The organism is Rahnella sp. PCH160, assembly GCF_047784855.1.
Lineage (GTDB): Bacteria > Pseudomonadota > Gammaproteobacteria > Enterobacterales > Enterobacteriaceae > Rahnella.
Map to the genome: position 1 here is coordinate 1,627,671 of NZ_JBLOGT010000001.1, position 15,487 is coordinate 1,643,157.

At 53.6% G+C, this 15,487-nt stretch carries 13 protein-coding genes and 1 riboswitch; of the genes, 9 read left to right on the forward strand and 4 right to left on the reverse strand.

The genetic code is table 11. The features are described from left to right. The first annotated feature begins 23 nt into the window (after positions 1 to 23). Positions 24 to 1,352, forward strand: coding sequence for an IS4 family transposase (locus ACM5QY_RS07550; protein WP_416119980.1), 1,329 nt, complete (start codon positions 24 to 26; stop codon positions 1,350 to 1,352). A gap of 53 nt (positions 1,353 to 1,405) precedes the next feature. Here the strand turns inward: ACM5QY_RS07550 and plsY are convergent, their stop codons facing one another. Continuing rightward, the gene (gene plsY / locus ACM5QY_RS07555; RefSeq protein ID WP_416119982.1) at positions 1,406 to 2,035 is read right to left on the reverse strand and encodes a glycerol-3-phosphate 1-O-acyltransferase PlsY; all 630 of its coding nucleotides are present in this window, start codon (positions 2,033 to 2,035) and stop codon (positions 1,406 to 1,408) included. A 107-nt stretch (positions 2,036 to 2,142) separates the two neighbouring features. On the opposite strand from plsY, the gene folB reads away from it, so the two are divergent. Beyond that, a complete protein-coding gene (gene folB / locus ACM5QY_RS07560) occupies positions 2,143 to 2,499 on the forward strand; it encodes a bifunctional dihydroneopterin aldolase/7,8-dihydroneopterin epimerase (protein ID WP_416119983.1) in 357 nt (118 codons plus the stop codon). Positions 2,500 to 2,686: 187 nt separating this feature from the next. Beyond that, on the forward strand, positions 2,687 to 3,511 hold the full coding sequence (gene bacA, locus ACM5QY_RS07565; RefSeq protein WP_416122836.1) for an undecaprenyl-diphosphate phosphatase: 825 nt from the start codon (positions 2,687 to 2,689) through the stop codon (positions 3,509 to 3,511). A gap of 81 nt (positions 3,512 to 3,592) precedes the next feature. Here bacA and ACM5QY_RS07570 read toward each other — a convergent pair whose 3' ends face one another. Together ACM5QY_RS07570 and ACM5QY_RS07575 are read right to left on the reverse strand one after the other, a co-directional pair. Beyond that, positions 3,593 to 4,828 (reverse strand): multifunctional CCA addition/repair protein, encoded by a 1,236-nt coding sequence (locus ACM5QY_RS07570; RefSeq protein ID WP_416119984.1) that lies wholly within the window; start codon positions 4,826 to 4,828, stop codon positions 3,593 to 3,595. Positions 4,829 to 5,001: 173 nt separating this feature from the next. After that, positions 5,002 to 5,622 carry a TIGR04211 family SH3 domain-containing protein gene (locus ACM5QY_RS07575; protein ID WP_416119985.1) on the reverse strand — a complete coding sequence of 207 codons (621 nt, stop codon included), beginning with the start codon at positions 5,620 to 5,622 and terminating at the stop codon, positions 5,002 to 5,004. Positions 5,623 to 5,929: 307 nt separating this feature from the next. Here ACM5QY_RS07575 and ACM5QY_RS07580 point away from each other — a divergent pair, with 307 nt between their 5' ends. The 4 genes from ACM5QY_RS07580 to yjeH all read left to right on the forward strand — a co-directional run bounded on the left by ACM5QY_RS07580 (position 5,930) and on the right by yjeH (position 13,000). Then, positions 5,930 to 7,237: a CYTH domain-containing protein gene (locus ACM5QY_RS07580; protein WP_416119987.1), complete on the forward strand. Its 1,308-nt coding sequence runs from the start codon at positions 5,930 to 5,932 to the stop codon at positions 7,235 to 7,237. Between the two features lie 57 nt (positions 7,238 to 7,294). Continuing rightward, complete coding sequence (gene glnE / locus ACM5QY_RS07585) at positions 7,295 to 10,132, forward strand: bifunctional [glutamate--ammonia ligase]-adenylyl-L-tyrosine phosphorylase/[glutamate--ammonia-ligase] adenylyltransferase (RefSeq protein ID WP_416119988.1); 2,838 nt, start codon at positions 7,295 to 7,297, stop codon at positions 10,130 to 10,132. Between the two features lie 85 nt (positions 10,133 to 10,217). After that, on the forward strand, positions 10,218 to 11,645 hold the full coding sequence (gene hldE, locus ACM5QY_RS07590; protein WP_416119989.1) for a bifunctional D-glycero-beta-D-manno-heptose-7-phosphate kinase/D-glycero-beta-D-manno-heptose 1-phosphate adenylyltransferase HldE: 1,428 nt from the start codon (positions 10,218 to 10,220) through the stop codon (positions 11,643 to 11,645). Between the two features lie 104 nt (positions 11,646 to 11,749). Next, the gene (gene yjeH / locus ACM5QY_RS07595) at positions 11,750 to 13,000 is read left to right on the forward strand and encodes an L-methionine/branched-chain amino acid transporter (RefSeq protein ID WP_416119991.1); all 1,251 of its coding nucleotides are present in this window, start codon (positions 11,750 to 11,752) and stop codon (positions 12,998 to 13,000) included. 77 nt (positions 13,001 to 13,077) lie between these two features. On the opposite strand, the gene ubiK is transcribed toward yjeH, so the two are convergent. After that, on the reverse strand, positions 13,078 to 13,350 hold the full coding sequence (gene ubiK, locus ACM5QY_RS07600; RefSeq protein WP_416119993.1) for a ubiquinone biosynthesis accessory factor UbiK: 273 nt from the start codon (positions 13,348 to 13,350) through the stop codon (positions 13,078 to 13,080). A 132-nt stretch (positions 13,351 to 13,482) separates the two neighbouring features. Further along, positions 13,483 to 13,660: riboswitch (FMN riboswitch) on the forward strand. Positions 13,661 to 13,794: 134 nt separating this feature from the next. Here ubiK and ribB point away from each other — a divergent pair. Continuing rightward, positions 13,795 to 14,448 carry a 3,4-dihydroxy-2-butanone-4-phosphate synthase gene (ribB, locus tag ACM5QY_RS07605; protein ID WP_416119994.1) on the forward strand — a complete coding sequence of 218 codons (654 nt, stop codon included), beginning with the start codon at positions 13,795 to 13,797 and terminating at the stop codon, positions 14,446 to 14,448. Positions 14,449 to 14,688: 240 nt separating this feature from the next. Continuing rightward, positions 14,689 to 15,477 carry a 4,5-DOPA-extradiol-dioxygenase gene (gene ygiD, locus ACM5QY_RS07610; RefSeq protein WP_416122837.1) on the forward strand — a complete coding sequence of 263 codons (789 nt, stop codon included), beginning with the start codon at positions 14,689 to 14,691 and terminating at the stop codon, positions 15,475 to 15,477. The last annotated feature ends 10 nt before the right edge of the window (positions 15,478 to 15,487 follow it).

Sequence of the window (15,487 nt, forward strand, 5' to 3'; positions counted from 1 at the left end):
TTCTTCGTTTCTGGATTTTTTTTATGCGCATTGCTCAGGCTCTTGAGCTCGTTTCCTGCTACGACTCTACCCGTAACCCTCTGACTTCTCTCGGTGATGTTCTGGATCCCGACCTTGTCTCCCGCTGTCTGGCCGAGTCAGGTTCCGTCACGCTGCGTAAACGCCGTCTCCCGTTGGAAATGATGGTCTGGTGCATCATTGGCATGGCGCTCGAACGCGAAGAACCCCTCCACCAAATCGTGAACCGTCTGGATATTATGCTCCCCGGCAACCGGCCCTTCGTTGCCCCAAGCGCCGTTATCCAGGCCCGCCAGCGCCTGGGAAGTGATGCCGTTCGCCGCGTGTTTACCCAAACGGCACAGGTGTGGCACAACTCCGTCACCCATCCACACTGGTGTGGTCTGACATTACTGGCGGTGGACGGTGTCGTCTGGCGAACCCAGGATACACCAGAAAATGATGTGGCTTTCCCGCGACAGACCTATGCCGGGCAACCGGGGCTTTATCCGCAGGTGAAAATGGTCTGCCAGATGGAACTGACCAGCCACCTGCTTACGGCTGCCGCCTTCGGTACGATGAAAGAAAGCGAATATACGCTGGCAGAAAAACTGATAGAACAAACAGGCGATAACACACTGACTTTACTCGATAAAGGTTATTATTCTCTGGGGCTGCTGAATGCCTGGCATCAGGCGGGAGAGAGCCGTCACTGGATGATCCCGTTGAAAAAAGGAGCGCAGTACGAAGAGGTGCGAAAACTCGGTAAAGGCGATCATCTGATAAGGATGAAAACCAGTCCTCAGGCCCGGAAAAAGTGGCCTGATCTGGGGGAGGAAATGACGGCTCGCCTTCTGACGTTTACCCGTAAAGGCAAAGTCTGCCATCTGCTGACCTCAATGACAGATGCCATGCGGTACCCGGGGGGGGAAATGGCCGATCTCTACGGCCACCGTTGGGAAATCGAACTGGGTTATCGTGAAATTAAGCAGACGATGTTACTGAGTCGGTTAACGCTGAGAAGTAAAAAACCAGAACTTGTCGAGCAGGAGTTATGGGGGGTATTACTAGCCTATAATCTTGTTCGTTATCAGATGATTAAGATGTCTAAAACCCTAAAGGGTTACTGGCCGAATCAGCTAAGCTTCTCAGACTCGTGCAGTCTGGTGATGAGGATGTTAATGACGCTTCAGGGCGCATCTCCGGGCCGGATCCCCGAACTGTTGCGTAATCTGGAGAGTATGGCGCAGATGGTGAAGCTGCCGATAAGAAGAGAAAGGGCCTTTCCGAGAGTGGTGAAGGAAAGACCCCGGAAGTATCCAAAAGCACAGGAAAAAAGCCAGTCAGTTGCTTAACTGACTGGCATTAATCTTCAATGAGGTCGTTTTTTTATGTCTGAAATCTGACGTTATTGTGCTTTTTCGTCTTTCACTGCTTTACGCTTTTTCTTCAGTTTATCCCAGATTTTCCCTTCCTGACCGCGCCACAGACGCTGAATATTGTCGTGATGACGCAATAAAATCAGGCAGGAAAGCATGGCGACCGGGAACGTGAACTCAGGTTTAAACCACCAGACATAGAATGGCGCAATGAGCGCACTGACAATCGCACCCAACGACGAGTATCCGCTGAGCAGCACGGTCAGAAGCCATGTGCCGGTCATCAGGCCGGTTAAGTCCCAGCCGATAGGAGCAATGGCACCGAACGCCGTAGCCACACCTTTGCCGCCTTTAAAGCGGAAGAAAACCGGGTAGATATGGCCGACGCACGCCGCAATGGCTGTCAGACCGAGATACATCGGCGGAATGTTCAGGCGATAGGCCAGCCAGACGGGCAACATGCCTTTGAGCACATCGAAAATCAGAACGGCCGCTGCGGCCACGCGTCCACCCAGGCGCAAAACGTTCGTGGCACCGGGATTGCCAGAGCCAGCAGTGCGCGGATCCGGTAAGCGGGCGACCCGGCAGACCAGAATTGCACTCGAAATCGAGCCGCAAAGGTAGGCGAAAATAATCATTCCAAGCGCGGTAGCACTCATAAAGCCGTTCCGTCTAATAAGGGTCGTTTTAATCGCAACATCCATGGATAATACGCATTTTCTGCTGGAAGTGGTATCCGGCTGGGCCAAAAACAGAGAATCGCGTGATGGATATCGTATTTATTGAGCAACTAAATGTAATCACCACTATCGGCGCTTACGACTGGGAACAGACCATTAAACAGAAACTGGTGTTCGATATCGAAATGGCCTGGGATAACCGAAAATCCGCCGCCAGCGACGATGTGAATGACTGTTTAAGCTACGCCGACGTCAGTGATGCCGTCATTGAACATGTCTCATCGCAGAATTTTGCGCTGGTGGAACGCGTTGCAGAAGAAGTGGCGGCGCTGCTGTTGGCGCGTTTTAATTCACCGTGGGTGCGGGTTAAGCTCAGCAAACCGGGCGCAGTCGCTCAGGCAGCGAATGTTGGCGTGGTCATTGAGCGCGGAAAACGATTGTAAATCCTGTCAGGGATGAAATTCGGAATCCGGTCGTATATGAATTGTCATAAAAAAACGTTAAAAGAGCACTCGGGGTCACCGGCTGTTCTTAACTGCAGTCGCGAAGTTGATGCCGCTTTTTTTTTGTTTATCGTTTTGGCCGCTTTTTTCCATTCGCGGATACTTAACAGGGTTGGGGTTGATAATGATTGTTGAAAGTCATTCTTTGCTTGTTGCTGCTATTTTGGGTGTTGTTGAAGGGCTGACGGAATTCCTGCCTGTCTCTTCCACGGGACACCTGATTATTGTGGGCAACCTTCTTGGCTTTACGGGAGATACGTCGAAATCCTTTGAAGTGGTCATTCAGTTGGGGTCTATTCTTGCTGTCGTGGTGATGTTCTGGCGTCGTTTGTTTGGCATGATTGGTTTGCATTTTGGCAAGCCGCCTGCTCATGAAGGCACCGGTACGCGCCGTCTGAATCTCGGGCATATTATTTTAGGGATGATCCCGGCAACCATTCTCGGCTTGCTGTTGCACTCAAAAATCAAATCCCTTTTTGAGCCCAAATACGTCATGTACTCGCTGGTTGTGGGCGGTGTTTTACTGATTGTGGCGGAGTTGCTTAAGCCCAAAAAACCGCGTGCGAAGGGGCTGGATGATATCACCTACGTGCAGGCATTTATGATTGGTGTTTTCCAATGTCTGGCTCTCTGGCCGGGTTTTTCCCGTTCAGGAGCGACCATCAGTGGGGGGATGTTAATGGGGATCAGTCGTTTTGCTGCGTCTGAGTTCTCTTTCCTGCTGGCTGTGCCGATGATGATGGGCGCAACGGTTCTGGATCTATACAAGAGCTACAGCTTCCTCACTCTGGCGGATTTACCAATGTTCGCCACCGGTTTTGTTACTGCGTTTATTGTGGCACTGATCGCGATTAAAACCTTCCTGGCGGTGATTAAACGTATTTCGTTTATCCCGTTTGCGATTTACCGTTTCTTCGTCGCTCTGGCTGTATATTTCGTCTTTATTGCCTGATTTTTCATTCAATCATGCAAGAAAAAGCCCCGCCGGTTTTGCCGTGCGGGGCTTTATTTTTAAGCGCTGAAACGAAGAAAATTAAACAGCCGTTTCCTGCGTTTGTTTCCAGTCAGCCAGTGCCTGAGTACGTCGTTTTTTCAGTTCATCGCGAATAGCTATGCCCTGAAAACCCGCATCCAGCACTTCTTTATTAGAAATGCTGTTCGCCACTTTGAAGGCTTCACGCAAGTAATCGCCCTGCGGATAAGGGTTGTTTTCAAACGTGGTACGCCCGCGCGCATCGGCTTCGCTGGTCATGATCATCTGCTCAAGACGCTGCGGTTTACGCCAGACGTCGAGGGTATCGAACAGTTTCAGCAAGGTTTCCGGGCGCAGCTTATTCACCGTGTGGATGAGATCATGGAACTCGGCGACCAGTTTTGCCAGATCGCGGATATGCGTCGGGACTTTCAGTCGCAGACAAATATTCTCCACCAGTTTGACGCCCGCCGGGCCGTGACCGTGATGATGCGGCCAGTATTGCGGTGGCGTCAGGCCTTTCCCTAAATCGTGGCAGAGTGCGGAAAAACGCACGTCGACGTCAGGTGTCAGCGTGCTGGCGATTTTCAACGTCATCATTGTGTGAACGCCGGTATCAATTTCCGGATGCCATTTTTCCGGGGCCGGCACGCCAAACAGCGCATCGATTTCAGGGAAGAGCACTTTCAGCGCGCCGCAATCGCGCAGCACCTGGAAATACACCTGCGGATCCTGTGTTTGCAGCGCCTTTTCTGTTTCTTTCCACACGCGTTCTGCCGTCAGGGCTTCCAGCTCGCCGCTTTCTGCCATTTGTTGCATCAGCGTCTGGGTTTCAGGCGCGACGGTGAAACCTAAATGGGCAAATCGCGCCGCGAAACGGGCAACACGCAGAACGCGTAATGGATCTTCGCCAAACGCATCGGATACGTGGCGCAGCAGGCGCTGCTCGATATCACGCTGGCCGTGATAAGGGTCGAAAAGTTCACCGTTGTCACTTTTAGCGATAGCGTTAATAGTCAGGTCACGTCGCATCAGATCTTGTTCTAGCGTCACATCCGGCGCGGCATAACAGGTAAAACCATTGTAGCCGGAGCCTGATTTTCTTTCCGTCCGCGCCAGCGCATATTCATCGTGAGTTTTGGGATGCAGGAACACCGGGAAATCTTTGCCGACCTGCTGATAGCCGTTTTCGAGCATATATTCAGGCGTTGCGCCGACCACCACCCAATCGTGCTCAGACACAGGCAGGTTTAATAAACTGTCTCGGACTGCGCCGCCGACCAGGTAAATCTCCACGCGATAACTCCTGAAATAAGTCAATTCCAACGCATTATGCTGCTGAAAGCCGAGCAGGGCGCTCTGTTTTTATCATAGCAAAGTTGTGTCGTTGATTTGCGGATTGATGGAAACACGAAAAGGCACCGGAGTGCCTTAACGTTAATGCGGAAAGTGGGCGCGGGATTAAGCGATCAGCTCATCCAGCGATCTTTTTTCCTGCGACGCGGAACCAGATGCGGTAGCACCAGACCCAGTACCAGACCCACACCGGCAACGCCGCCACCGTACATAAACCATTGTAAAATAATGGTACGTTGCTTGTCGTCGAGCTGGACGTTAACGGCATCCACTTTCTTCTGCGCGACGATCAGCTGGTTTTTCAGATCCTGATTTTCTTTCTTCAGGTTATTGATAATGCTGTCACTGGAGCCGACTTTGGTCTGCATTTCAGCGGTGCGCTGGTTCCAGCTGGAATCGATATTCGTCAGCTTGTCGGTCAGGGTTTTGACCTGTTGTTCCAGATTCGGAACGCGGGTACGCAGGCTGGGGACGTTGCTTAACTGGTCGAGAGGGATCCAGGCGGTTTTCCCTTTCGAGTCAATGATTTCGCCGTATTTAGTGCTGTCGTTCACGCTGCGCAAGGTGACTTCATCACCGGCATTCAGCGTTCCAACGATACGAAATTGATTGCCCGGACCACTGTGGATATACGTGATCAGATCATCAGAGATATAGCGCTTCTCGTCGGCGTGGGCAGTCCATGTGATGCTTAAACCAAGCAAAGCAAAACCAATTAGGCGTAATTTCTGCATTATTTCATCGTTTCTTTGTGAATTTAGGGAACGTGAAGTGCGGATCCGTTTTATCGGGATACGTCTTCTGGCAACCGCCGTTTTCAGGCCATTGCGGCAAATTATCCGGTAAATGCAATAAAAGTTTGGTTATTGCAAAACGTTGGAAACCGATATTAAGGGCAACAGTCTGACGACGCAATGCATAAACCGGAATGAGAACTATCTTACAATCCCGCAACATGCGGCTTGCGCGCTGTGCTTATGGTAGAATTGGAGCGACGCGTTAATCCCTTATTGGCAGCAAAGAATCGGTGTGAAGACTCCTATGACCGTAGAAATAGAATTAAAATTTATCGCCACCCCGGCTGCAATTGCCGAACTCCCTTCGCAGCTCGCGGGTTTCAACGCTGAGCACACCGCGCCGTCGAAACTGACCAACATCTATTTTGAGACCGCGGATAACTATTTACGTTCGCATGATATCGGTCTGCGCATCCGTGGTTTTGACGATCAGTACGAAATGACCATCAAAACCGGCGGGAAAGTGATGGGCGGTCTGCATCAGCGGCCTGAATATAATGTTGAGCTGAAAAAGCCGGTGCTGAAACTCAGCGCGTTCCCGAAAGATATCTGGCCGGAAGGGTGTAAACCTGCCGCACTGCAAAAAGAGCTGGCTCCGCTGTTCCGTACAGATTTCACCCGTGAGAAGTGGGTGATTACTTACGGCCAAAGCGAGATTGAGCTGGGTCTGGATCAGGGCGAAGTGGTCGCCGGTGAGTTGACTGAGGCGCTGGCTGAAATTGAGCTTGAGCTGAAAAAAGGCAATACCGCAGATCTGCTGAAACTGGCGGCAGAAATCGGTGCGCACGGCGGCTTACGTCAGGGCGGTTTCAGCAAGGCGGCTCGCGGTTATCATCTGGCGAAAGGCAATCCTGCGCGTGAAATCAAACCGCTGCCGGTGTTTAAAGCCAAACCCAAAGCTACCGTTGAACAGGCGATGTCAGCAATGTTCGAGCTGGCGCTCGATCACTGGCAGTATCACGAAGAACTCTGGGTTCGCGGTGATAAAACGGCACGCCTGACCGTGTTGCAGGCGGTTGAAACCGTGCGTCAGGTTCTGGTCCTGTTCGGCGGGCTGGTGCCGCGCAAGGCTTCTTCTGAACTGCGTACGCTGCTGACTGATCTGGTGCCGGTGCTGGAACAGAAATCAGCTGACGCGCAGGATGTTTGCTACAGCGCGACCTACCTGAAGTGTAAGTTGGTCCTCACCTCCTGGCTGGCGACATCCGGCTGGACGCCATTTGTTGATGATAAATCCGCTAAAAAGCTGGAAGGCTCCTTCAAGCGTTTCGCGGACATTATGCTGGGCCGTACCGCGGCGGATCTGAAAGAAGCGTTCGCGCAGCCACTGACCGAAGAAGGGTATCGCGACCAGTTAGCCCGCCTCAAACGCCAGATTATTACCTTCCATCTGCTCGGCGGTGCGTATCCGGACAAAGACGCCGCCGCGTATATTGCCGGTTGGGGGGATTTGCAGCAGGCTATCGTTCAGCAACAACATGCGTGGGAGGATTCCGCCCGCTCTCACGCGGTGATGATGGATGCCTTCTGGTTAAATGGACAACCTCGTTAATTGACTGATAAGCCTGGGCAAAAAGCCCGGGCTTTTTTTTGCAAGGAACCCGATCTCATGCTGCCACTCTCTTCTGTCTTACACGACCACGCCCGGAATGTCCTTGCGCGCTGGCGTGAACATCCCGAAAAACGCTCTCTTCCCGATGACGCCTCGCTTGCGGTACTGACGAGCAGTGAATTCGTGACGGACAGTTTGCTGGCTTTTTCGCAGTGGTGGCATGAAATCGAGCAAAACCCTCCGCAGGCGCAGGAGTGGCAACTTTATCGCCAGTGGCTTGAAGAATCGCTGGCGGAAGTGACCGATGAAAACGGGTTAATGAAAGCGCTGCGCTTGTTTCGCCGTCGCATTCTGACCCGCATCGCCTGGTCGCAATCGGCGCAAACCAGTGAAGCCAAGGATACCCTGCAGCAACTGAGTGAACTGGCGGAATTGCTTATTGTCAGCGCCCGCGACTGGTTGTATGACGCCTGTTGCCGTGAATTCGGTACCCCGGTAAATGCGGCGGGTGAAGCCCAAAAAATGCTGATCCTCGGGATGGGGAAACTGGGCGGCGGCGAGCTGAATTTCTCTTCCGACATCGACCTGATTTTTGCCTACCCGGAAAACGGCCAGACGCAAGGTGGCCGCCGTCAGCTGGATAACGCGCAGTTCTTTACCCGTCTCGGGCAGCGGCTGATTAAAGCGTTGGATCAGCCGACGATTGACGGATTTGTGTATCGCGTGGATATGCGTTTGCGTCCGTTTGGCGACAGCGGACCTCTGGTGATGAGCTTCCCGGCGCTGGAGGATTATTATCAGGAACAGGGCCGCGACTGGGAGCGTTATGCGATGGTCAAGGCGCGTCTGATGGGCGGCGCGGATGACGCCAGCAGTCAGGAACTGCGCAAGATGCTGATGCCGTTTGTGTTCCGGCGCTACATCGATTTCAGCGTGATCCAGTCATTGCGTAATATGAAAGGGATGATCGCCCGCGAGGTGCGGCGTCGGGGTCTGAAAGACAACATTAAACTCGGCGCGGGCGGCATCCGCGAAATTGAATTTATCGTGCAGGTTTTCCAGCTGATCCGGGGCGGGCGTGAACCTGCGTTACAGCAAAGGGCGCTGTTACCGACGCTTCAGGCGCTGGAAAACCTGGGCTTATTGCCGGTTGAACAGGTTCTGCAATTACGCACCAGCTATCTGTTCCTGCGCCGTCTGGAAAATCTTTTACAAGCCATCGCCGACGAACAGACGCAAACGCTGCCTTCCGATGAACTCAATCAGGCGCGTCTGGCATGGGGCATGAATTTTGACGACTGGCCACAGCTGCTTGATGCGCTGAACGCACACATGCAGGCCGTGCGTTCGGTCTTTAATGATCTGATTGGTGATGACACGCCGGACGCCGAAGACGATCAGTTGCATTCGCAGTTCAGCAGTTTGTGGATTGATGCGCTGGAGCCTGCCGAACTCGCGCCGCTGGTGCCTCAGCTTGAGGAAAATGCTCAGCGCCATATCCTGCAACAAATCGCTGAATTTCGCCGTGATGTGGATAAACGTACCATCGGGCCGCGTGGCCGCGATCAGCTTGATTTACTGATGCCGCGTTTGCTGGCGCAGGTTTGTACTTATAAAAATGCGGACGTCACGCTGCAACGCCTGATGCAATTGCTGCTCAACATCGTCACACGCACGACGTACATCGAGCTGCTGGTGGAATATCCCGGCGCGCTCAAGCAACTGATTCGCCTGTGCGCGGCCTCGCCGATGGTGGCCAGTCAGCTTGCACGACATCCTCTACTGCTTGACGAACTGCTCGACCCGCGCACCCTTTATCAGCCGATTGAGCTGGGCGCTTACCGTGATGAACTGCGCCAATATCTGATGCGCGTGCCGACGGAAGATGAAGAACAGCAACTGGAAGCGGTGCGCCAGTTTAAACAGGCGCAGCATTTGCGCATCGCCGCCGGGGATATTTCCGGCGCGCTGCCGGTCATGAAAGTCAGCGACCATCTGACCTATCTGGCCGAAGCGATTCTTGAAGTTGTGGTGCAACAGGCGTGGGATCAGATGGTCGTAAAATACGGTCAGCCGGCGCATCTTCAGCACCGTGAAGGCCGTGGTTTTGCGGTGGTCGGTTATGGAAAATTAGGTGGCTGGGAGCTGGGTTACAGCTCAGATCTGGATCTGGTTTTTCTGCTCGATTGCGCGCCGGAGGTGATGACCGACGGCGAACGCGTAATCGACGGGCGACAGTTCTATCTGCGTCTGGCGCAACGGATTATGCATCTGTTCAGCACGCGCACGTCGTCGGGTATTTTGTATGAAGTGGATCCGCGTCTGCGGCCTTCCGGCGCTTCTGGCATGCTGGTCAGCACGATTGAGGCGTTTGCTGATTATCAGGCCAACGAAGCCTGGACGTGGGAACATCAGGCGCTGGTGCGCGCGCGCGTGGTCTACGGCGAGCCGATTCTGACGCAGCAGTTTGATGCCACGCGCCGCGAGATTCTCTGCCGTCAGCGCGACGATGCGGAGCTGCGCAAAGAAGTCCGCGAAATGCGCGAGAAAATGTACACGCACCTCGGCAGTAAAAAAGCCAGTGAGTTTGATCTGAAAGCCGATCCCGGTGGCATCACAGATATTGAATTCATTGCACAATATCTGGTGTTACGTTTCGCCCACGATCAGCCGAAGCTGACGCGCTGGTCTGATAACGTGAGGATTTTTGAGCTGATGGCGCAACACGACATCATGCCGGAAGACGAAGCCCGCAACCTGACGCAGGCGTACGTGACGCTACGTGATGAAATTCATCATCTGGCGTTACAGGAGCACAGCGGTAAAGTTGCCGCTGACAGTTTTGCCAGCGAACGGGCACAAATCCGTGCCAGCTGGGAAAAATGGCTGAGCTGAGGGTTTTTATTCGGGGCACAGGCGCTTGTGATATTATCCGGCGCACTATTTCTATGTTGAGTTTTGCCTGTTTTGGAGTCTTGGGATGAAAGTGACTTTGCCTGATTTTCACCGCGCGGGTGTACTGGTGGTCGGTGACGTAATGTTAGACCGCTACTGGTATGGCCCGACCAACCGTATTTCACCGGAAGCCCCGGTACCGGTCGTAAAGGTGAATACCATCGAAGAACGCCCTGGCGGCGCGGCTAACGTGGCGATGAACATTTCGTCTCTCGGTGCCTCTTCCCGTCTGATTGGCCTGACCGGTGTGGACGATGCGGCCCGTGCGCTGGGCGAGCGTCTGGCTGAAGTAAAGGTACACTGCGATTTCGTGGCGTTACCTACGCACCCGACTATCACTAAACTGCGTATTCTTTCCCGCAACCAGCAACTGATCCGCCTCGACTTCGAAGAAGGTTTTGAAGGCGTTGATCTGCAACCGATGCTGACCAAAATTGAACAGGCACTGCCGCAAAGTGGTGCGCTGGTGCTGTCGGATTACGCCAAAGGCGCGCTGACCGAAGTGCAGAAAATGATCCAACTGGCGAGAAAAGCGGGCGTGCCTGTTTTGGTGGATCCTAAAGGTTCTGACTTTGAACGTTACCGTGGCGCGACGCTGCTGACGCCTAATCTGTCTGAGTTCGAAGCCGTCGTTGGCCATTGTAAAAACGAAGACGAAATTGTGGCGCGCGGTATGCAACTGATCGCTGATTTTGAACTTTCCGCGTTGCTGGTGACCCGTTCAGAACACGGCATGACGCTGTTGCAGCCGGGTAAAGCACCTTTCCATATGCCCACGCAGGCGCAGGAAGTGTACGACGTGACCGGCGCCGGTGACACCGTGATCGGTACGCTGGCGGCGGCACTGGCAGCGGGCAATACTTTGGAAGAAGCCTGCTTCCTAGCGAACGCGGCGGCGGGCGTTGTGGTCGGTAAACTCGGGACGTCTACCGTTTCTCCGGTCGAGCTGGAAAATGCGATCGGCGGACGTTCAGACGTGGGCTTCGGCGTGATGACCGAAGAGCAGCTGAAAGCCGCGGTCGCAATGGCGCGTCAGCGCGGCGAAAAAGTCGTGATGACCAATGGCATTTTTGACATCCTGCACGCGGGCCATGTCTCTTATCTGGCCAATGCCCGTAAGCTCGGCGATCGTCTGATTGTGGCGGTGAACAGCGATGCTTCTACCAAACGTCTGAAAGGCGAAACCCGTCCGGTAAATGTGCTGCAAAACCGCATGATCGTGCTGGGTGCGCTCGGCGCTGTCGACTGGGTTGTGGCGTTTGAAGAAGATACCCCGCAGCGTCTGATCGCCGGGATCTTGCCCGATCTGCTGGTGAAAGGTGGCGACTACAAACCGGAGCAAATTGCCGGTTGTCAGGAAGTCTGGGCGAACGGCGGCGAAGTGCGCGTGCTGAATTTTGAAGATGGGTTATCCACCACCAAAATCATCAATCAGATCAAAGCGCAGGACTGATTTTCTGCGGTTGAATTTCTGATGTTCGCACCGAAGGGCTTATCTGATAAGCCCTTTTCTTTTTGATTTTTCTCTCAAAAACACAAAACGGAAGTGACTCTGTTGTGAGCGGATTAAAACAGGAATTAAGTCTGGCGCAGGGCGTCGGGCTGCTCTCCACCTCATTGCTGGGAACCGGCGTGTTCGCGGTGCCTGCGCTTGCCGCGCAACTGGCGCAAGACGACAGTCTGTGGGCATGGCCGGTGCTGATCCTGCTGGTATTCCCGATTGCTATCGGCTTTGCCGCGCTGGGTCGCCATTTCCCAAGCGCAGGCGGTGCCGCGCATTTCGTCGGGAAAGCGTTCGGGCCGCACATGGCGCGGGTGACCGGCTGGTTATTTTTGTCTGTTATTCCGGTCGGATTGCCCGCTGCGCTGCATATTGCCGCCGGTTTCTGGCAGGCGGCTTTTGGCTGGAGCAGCGGAAATCTGCTGCTGGTTCAGTTGGGAACGCTGTTCGTCATTTGGTTTTTGGGCACGCGCAGCGCGGGATCCAGTGCGAATATCCAGACGCTGGTCGCGCTTTTGGTGGTCGCGCTGGTTGTGGCTATCTGGTGGAAAGGGGATATCACGTTGCCGCAAATCCCGTTGCCAGCAATTCGCGATGTCTCGCCCTCCAGTCTGTTTGATGCGCTGGCGGTGATGTTCTGGTGCTTTGTCGGGCTGGAAGCCTTTGCCCATCTGGCGACAGAATTCCGCAATCCGGAACGCGATTTCCCGCGCGCGTTGTTAATCGGCATGCTGGTGGCCGGTGCGGTTTACTGGGGGTGTACCGTCGCGGTGTTGAAATTCCATGCGTGGGGTGAAGGGCGGGAGGCGGGCGCGTCATTACCGGGGATTGTGGTGCAGTTGTTCGGGCAAAAAGCGTTGTGGGTGGCCTGCATAATTGGTTATCTGGCCTGTTTTGCCAGCGTGAATATCTATACGCAAAGCTTCGCCCGTCTGGTGTGGTCGCAGGCGCAGCTGAAACCTGAAAGCAAACTGGCGAAACTCTCTTCGCAGCAGGTTCCGGTTGCGGCGCTTAACCTGGTGGTCGGCTGCTGTATGTTGTTTACTCTGCTGATTTACTGGCTGCATTTACCGCTCGGCGCGCTGATTACTTACGCCAACGGAATCTTCATTCTGATTTATCTGTTGTGCATGATTTCCGGGGCAAAAATCCTGACGAGCCGCTCAAAATGGATGGCGATGCTCGGGGCGATTTTGTGCTGCGGGCTACTGGCGATGGTCGGCTGGAAATCGCTGTATGCGCTGGTGGTATTTGCGGCGTTATGGTGGCTACTGCCACGGGCAAAAACGGTACTTCACCCGCAATAAAACCTGAGTAAAACACATGAAAAAGGCCTGCTGAGCAGGCCTTTCTTGTTTCCGGCGGACGTTCGCTAACCGAAAAGTCAGGCAGGATCTTGCGGTTTTTCCGCTTCGGTCTGTTTGCCTTCCAGCGCTGCCAGACGTTGTTCCAGCACGGCCAGTTTTTCGCGGGTACGCAGCAAAACCTGTGTCTGCACGTCGAACTCTTCGCGATTGACTAAATCCATGCGGCTGAACTGCGCCTGCAATACCTGACGGATTTTCTTCTCGGCATCTTCACCGAACTCACGGATGCCTTTCGGCATAGATTCGTGAACCTGGCGGGCAATTTGTTCAATTTTTTTCGGGTCAATCATGTTATTTCCTTTTCTCGAAGGAGGTGCTTTTCCTTAGTGTAATCCCTGATGCTGTTTCTATAAACCTTCAGAGGCACTAAATGGCCAATCCACAGGATTGCTCTGCTCATTTATTGGCGTTATAGTTGCTTTGCTTATTCTCAGGGCGGGGTGAAAGTCCCCACCGGCGGTAAACCACAGAATACCGGAAGGTGATCATAATCCCTTCCACGTGGAAGCCCGCGAGCGCTCAATCCTTCGGGGTTAGAGGTCAGCAGATCCGGTGTAATTCCGGGGCCGACGGTTAAAGTCCGGATGGGAGAGAGTAACGATTCAAGCCGGGCAATTATTTGTCCGCTGCGTTATTTTTTATAACTGTAGCACGCCCTCTGGCTGCCGCAGCTAGCCTCCTCAAGACGCCCTGATTCTGGTAATCCATATACAGAACATGAGGTTATTTTTACCATGAATCAGACCCTACTTTCCGAATTCGGTACATCCACTGAACGTGTTGAGCGTGCAATTGACGCCATCCGTAATGGTGTGGGTGTGTTAGTACTGGATGACGAAGATCGTGAAAACGAAGGCGATTTCATCTTTGCCGCCGAAAACATGACCGTTGAACAAATGGCGCTGACTATTCGCCACGGCAGCGGCATTGTTTGCCTGACCATGAACGAAGACAGCCGTAAAAAGCTGGATTTGCCGATGATGGTTGAGCACAACTCCAGCCCGTTCCAGACGCCTTTCACCGTGACGATTGAAGCGGTTGAAGGCGTGACGACCGGTGTTTCTGCGGCTGACCGCATGACCACCATTCGTGCTGCTATCAAAGATGGCGCAAAACCTTCTGACCTGAACCGCCCTGGGCATATCTTCCCGCTGCGCGCACAGGCAGGCGGCGTGCTGACCCGTGGTGGTCACACTGAAGCATCGGTTGATCTGGCGACATTAGCCGGGCTGAAGCCGTTCGGCGTACTCTGCGAACTGACCAACGACGACGGCAGCATGGCGCATGCGCCGGAAGTGGTGGTCTTTGCCCGCGAGCACAACATGCCGGTGGTAACGATTGCCGATCTGGTGGCATACCGTCAGGCGCAAACCCGTCAGGCAAGCTGACTGACCGGTTGTGCTGATGTGACGAGGCCGCTTATGCGGCCTTTTTGCTATGTATTCCCGCATTTTATCTGTACTGAAAATCCACGCCCGTCGTCTTTGATTTGCTTCTTCAAAATTATTGAACATCTCCTTCATGGTTATCCGGCTGTAACCCGTAATGAAAAAGAGTACCGTATTTTCATTACGCGGCAGGTTGTCAGGTAACGCCGCTCTCTTTCATTTTGCGGTAAGGAATTCATGATGACGATTCAACGTATGCCCGCACTTTTCTTAGGCCACGGCAGTCCGATGAATGTGCTGGAAGACAATATTTATACCCGCGCCTGGCATGCGCTGGGCGAATCTTTGCCACGGCCAAAAGCGATTCTTGCCGTCTCGGCTCACTGGTTTACCCGTGGTACGGCGGTAACAGCGATGGAAAACCCGCGCACCATTCATGATTTTGGCGGTTTCCCACAGGCGTTGTTTGATAAACGCTATCCGGCACCGGGTTCACCGGCACTGGCAAAACGTGTTCAGGAATTACTCAGCCCGGTGAATGTGATTTCCGATACCCGCGAGTGGGGTTTTGACCACGGCACCTGGGGCGTGTTGATCAAGATGTATCCTGACGCCGATATCCCGGTGATCCAGCTGAGCATCGACGGCACGCAGCCACCGGAATATCACTATGAACTGGGCAAAAAACTGGCCGCGCTGCGTGACGAAGGCGTGATGATTGTCGCCAGCGGGAACGTGGTGCATAACCTGCGGATGGTGAAGTGGGACGATAAAGGCGAGCCGTATCCGTGGGCGACGTCTTTCGAAACATTCGTGAAAGACAATCTCGACTGGAAAGGCGAGGCGAAAGATCATCCGCTGGTGAATTTCATGGAGCATGATGGCGGCGCGTTATCCAATCCGTCTCCGGATCACTACCTGCCGTTGTTGTATGTGCTGGGTGCGTGGGATGGTGCAGAGCCGATCACTCAACCGACCAATGGGATCGTTATGGGATCGTTGAGCATGCTTTCAGTACAAGTTGGCTAAAAATAAAAAG